The following is a 4,145-nucleotide window of genomic DNA, read 5'->3' as shown; positions in this document are numbered from 1 at the left end:
ATGCGGTAAACCATTCGGTGGCATTAAACATCAATGTCAACGACTACTTTATGCCGTTTATCAGCTATTCGCGTACGCATAGAATGCCGAATATTCAAGAAATGTATTTTTCACAAATCGGCGACTCGGGCGTTAATACAGCCCTTAAGCCGGAACAGGCCAATACTTACCAAATAGGCTTCAATACCTTCAAAAAAGGGATTTTCAAGCCGGACGATGTATTGGGTTTCAAACTGGTCGCCTACCGCAGCAGAATAAACAACTATATCCACAATGTTTATGGCAAATGGTGGGATTTGGATAAAGCACCCAGCTGGGTAACCAGTACCGGCCTGCAATACTCCATCCAGCATCGAAACTATGCCAAACCTGTCCATAAAAACGGTTTGGAAGTGGAAATGAACTATGATTTCGGCCGCTTTTTTACCACCCTGTCTTACGCCTATCAAAAAACCAACCAGCCGACCAATTATAGCGATGCCAGCGAATCGCCCCGCAACTCTTCTAAAGAAGACCAAATCAAACAAGGCTACGGCTTAAGCAAAATTTCCCGCTTGCCCCGAGATTACGGTCGGTTTGAATTAGGGTCCCGATGGTTGGGCAACAAATTGACCATCGGCGGCATTATGCGCTATTACGGCAAAAGTACACGGGCAACGACTGAGGAGGAATTTGTTGACGGTACAACCGGTGCTAATACCTACTCTTCACATCAAATGGGCAGAAGGGTGATCAAAAAAACAGAAAGCATCAACAGACAGCCGATGATTTTTGATTTCTATGCCAATTATGAACCGAAGAAAAACCTTATCCTTCGTTTCGACATTCAAAATGCGTTCAATAAACGCTATGTCGATCCTTTGGATGCCGCAAACGATGCCGCAACCCAGCGCTATTTCAGCGTATTTGAAAGAAAAGGCGGTTGGGATGATGAAGAGGTCGAATGCGATGCCAACGGTTTATGCAATGGCAAATATGGCGGTACGACACGCTCCGTCTTAAACAACTACGCACGAGGCAGGACTTTGCTGTTTACCATCAGTTATAAGTTCTAAACCTATCTATCAGCGTTCTTAATATTACACTGATTAAAAAGCCGGTAAACGCAATGTTTGCCGGCTTTTTTCAATATATTCTCAAAATTTTTTTCATCTATACACAACAAAAAACCTACCCTTGCGGGCAGGTTTTCAATAATGACGGAGATTACAGGCCGCTCAGACGGGCTGTATCGTGTGCAATCATCAATTCTTCGTTAGTAGGAATCACAACGGCAACAGCTTTGCTGTCGGCAGTGGTAATCACACCAGCATTACCGAAGCGGGCTTTCAGGTTAGCTTCTTGGTCGATGTACAGACCGAGGAAGCCCAAGTAGCCCAATACGCGTTCGCGGATGATGTCGGAGTTTTCACCGATACCGCCGGTGAAGACCAATGCGTCCAAACCGCCTGCCGCTACTGTCATGCTGCCGATGTATTTAGCCAAGCGGTAGATGAACATTTCCAGAGCCAGTTTGGCGCCCGGATGACCTTTGGCAGCTTCTTCTTCAATGGTACGGCAGTCGTTGGACAAACCGGAGATACCGAGCAGGCCGGATTTTTTGTTCAGCATTTCGGTAATTTGGGAAATGGTCATGTTGGCGTTTTCAGCCAAGAAACTGAAAACTGAAGGGTCGATATCGCCGCTGCGTGTACCCATTACCAAACCTTCCAGCGGAGTCAGGCCCATGCTGGTATCTTTACATTCGCCGTTGGCAACTGCCGCAATAGATGCGCCGTTACCCAAGTGGGCAATAACCATGCGCAAATCTTTTTTGTCTTTGCCGAGGAAGCGTGCAGTTTCGTCAGAAACGAAGCGGTAGCTGGTACCGTGTGCACCGTAACGGCGCAAGCCGTATTTTTCGTACAATTCATGTGGAACAGCGTATTTGTAAGCATGTTCAGGCATGGTTTGATGGAATGCAGTGTCGAATACGACAACGTTCGGCAGGCCTTTGAAAATGGTTTGTGCAGCGCGCAGGCCCAAAAGGTGTGCCGGGTTGTGCAGAGGAGCAAGTGGAATACATTTTTCGATACCGTCGATAACTTCGTCGGTAACCAAAATGGATTCGCTGTACAATTCGCCGCCGCTTACCACGCGGTGGCCGATCGCACCGATACGGGTGTCGAGGCCGTGGGCTTTGAGCTCGTCCATCAGTGCTTCTACCGCGCCGGTATGGTCTGGCTTGGCGGCCAATTCAACTTTATGTTTTTCGCCGTTGAATTTGAAGGTGATGTAGGCATCAGGCAGATTGAGTTTTTCTGCCAGGCAGCTCAGTAATACTTCGCCGCTGTCGTTATCCAATACGGCACCTTTGAGGGAAGAGCTGCCGCAGTTCAAAACCAAGATTAATTTTTGTGTCATTTTATGCTCCTTGAGGTTTCAGACGGCATTTTTGTCGGGACCTTACTGCTGCTCCGGCTATGTTGCACCCCTTGTGGGACGTAGTGGGTAGCGGTCTGAACAGATTAACAAAGTAAACGCCGTATTCTAACAAAAAATGTAATCGGCTGCTTGACTTAATATTTGATGTAAAATGGACGGAATTTTATTTTAGGCCGTCTGAAAAAATGACGGCGGTTTTGAAGATTTCCCGATATGCATTATTTCAGTATCCACACTCAAGACGGCGAACATGCCGGATTTTTTATTATGTTAGCAGACGATGAATCGCAAAATCCGCCGCAAAGCGGACGCTTTGTAGTCAAACTGCAAAGCGAAGATGCAACCGAAGCAGCGGTATTGTCGCCTTTCGAGCAAACCGATATCCCTCAATACTGGCGCGTGGTTAAAGACCGTATCGAATTGTTTTTTGACGATAAAAATATCGGTGCGTTGCGCAACGAATACCTGACAGTCAGCGGCAAAACCTTTATCCTGAGCGATTTGACCGGAGCGATGTAATGGAAAGTATGTTTATCCTTGTCCCCATCAGCATTATTTTGGCCTTTATCATCGGTTGGTTTTTCTGGTGGTCGGGTAAAAACGGACAGTTTGACGACCTTGAAGGACCTGCGCACCGCATTTTGATGGACGACGACTCCACTGAAAAACTGATCGAAAAAGACGAAGACAAAGAATCCAAATAATGAGCCTTAAAAAAGACAATCTGAATTTCCACACGACCCGCCGTTTTGCGCCGCTCTTTGGGACGCAGTTTTTAGGCGCGTTTAACGATAATGTGTTTAAAACCGCATTATTCGTGATGATCAGTTTTTACGGTTTGGGCAAAAACGACTTTCTGCCGTCCAGCCAAATGCTGAACTTGGGCGCGATGCTGTTTATCCTGCCCTATTTCCTGTTTTCCGCGCTGTCAGGGCAGCTGAGCAACAAATTCGACAAAGCCGTTTTGGCGCGTTGGATCAAGCTGTTGGAAATCATCATCATGGCAGTAGCGGCATATGGCTTCTATATTCAATCCGCGCCTTTGCTTTTAATCTGCCTGTTTTGCATGGGTACGCAATCGACTTTGTTCGGCCCGCTGAAATACGCCATTTTGCCCGATTACCTCAACGACAAAGAGCTGATTATGGGCAACAGTCTGATTGAATCAGGTACGTTTATCGCCATTTTGCTCGGCCAGATTTTGGGCACCGCAGTCGCAGGCGTTCCGCCGTATATTGTTGGCGGTTTGGTGTTATTGGTCGCTATCGGCGGCACGATGACCAGCCTGTTTATGCCGTCTGTACCCGCTAAAATGCCGGACACAAAAATCGAATGGAACATCATCAAAGGCACGAATTCACTGATTCGTGAAGCGGCGGCCGACCGACCCGTATTCACTTCCATCATCGGTATTTCATGGTTTTGGTTTGTCGGCTCGGTTTATACCACCCAACTGCCGACGTTCACGCAAATCCATTTGGGCGGCAACGATAATGTGTTCAACCTGATGTTGGCGCTGTTCTCCATCGGTATCGCCATCGGCTCGGTATTATGCGCCAAACTCAGCCACGAGCGCCTGATTTTGGGCTTGGTTACCATCGGCACTCTGGGGCTAACGGTCTGTGGATTATTGCTGGTGTGGCTGACCCAAGGCCAACGCTTTACCGAATTAAACGGCATTATTTGGTTTTTATCGCAAGCTAAAGCGTATCCGATTATGC

At 47.4% G+C, this 4,145-nt stretch carries 5 protein-coding genes; 4 read left to right on the top strand and 1 reads right to left on the bottom strand.

The window, feature by feature from the left end; translation table 11 throughout:
* Nucleotides 1-1,055 (top strand): TonB-dependent receptor domain-containing protein (locus tag ACTHUE_RS12065; protein ID WP_440423556.1); only part of this gene is annotated, 1,055 nt, incomplete at its 5' end.
* A gap of 151 nt (nt 1,056-1,206) precedes the next feature.
* On the opposite strand, the gene ACTHUE_RS12060 is transcribed toward ACTHUE_RS12065, so the two are convergent.
* Nucleotides 1,207-2,403 (bottom strand): acetate kinase, encoded by a 1,197-nt coding sequence (locus ACTHUE_RS12060; RefSeq protein ID WP_070461480.1) that lies wholly within the window; start codon nt 2,401-2,403, stop codon nt 1,207-1,209.
* A gap of 234 nt (nt 2,404-2,637) precedes the next feature.
* Here ACTHUE_RS12060 and ACTHUE_RS12055 point away from each other — a divergent pair, with 234 nt between their 5' ends.
* The 3 genes from ACTHUE_RS12055 to ACTHUE_RS12045 all read left to right on the top strand — a co-directional run.
* Nucleotides 2,638-2,943, top strand: a complete 306-nt coding sequence (locus ACTHUE_RS12055) for an HLGFF motif protein (RefSeq protein ID WP_070461479.1) — start codon at nt 2,638-2,640, stop codon at nt 2,941-2,943.
* Nucleotides 2,943-3,128: a cbb3-type cytochrome oxidase assembly protein CcoS gene (gene ccoS / locus ACTHUE_RS12050; protein WP_070461478.1), complete on the top strand. Its 186-nt coding sequence runs from the start codon at nt 2,943-2,945 to the stop codon at nt 3,126-3,128. The genes ACTHUE_RS12055 and ccoS overlap by 1 nt, the downstream gene beginning before the upstream one ends.
* On the top strand, nt 3,128-4,145 hold a 1,018-nt coding region (locus tag ACTHUE_RS12045), incomplete at its 3' end, for an MFS transporter (protein WP_440423555.1). The genes ccoS and ACTHUE_RS12045, both read left to right, overlap by 1 nt.

This window comes from Neisseria sp. P0021.S005 (assembly GCF_051956955.1).
The sequence above is the reverse complement of the archived record's forward strand: the minus strand, read 5'-3'. Positions and strand labels throughout refer to the sequence as shown.

Bases quoted from the DNA above. Each gene is read 5' to 3' on its own strand.
- ccoS (WP_070461478.1), top strand. From the start codon at position 2,943: ATGGAAAGTATGTTTATCCTTGTCCCCATCAGCATTATTTTGGCCTTT.
- ACTHUE_RS12055 (WP_070461479.1), top strand. From the start codon at position 2,638: ATGCATTATTTCAGTATCCACACTCAAGACGGCGAACATGCCGGATTT.
- ACTHUE_RS12060 (WP_070461480.1), bottom strand. From the start codon at position 2,403: ATGACACAAAAATTAATCTTGGTTTTGAACTGCGGCAGCTCTTCCCTC.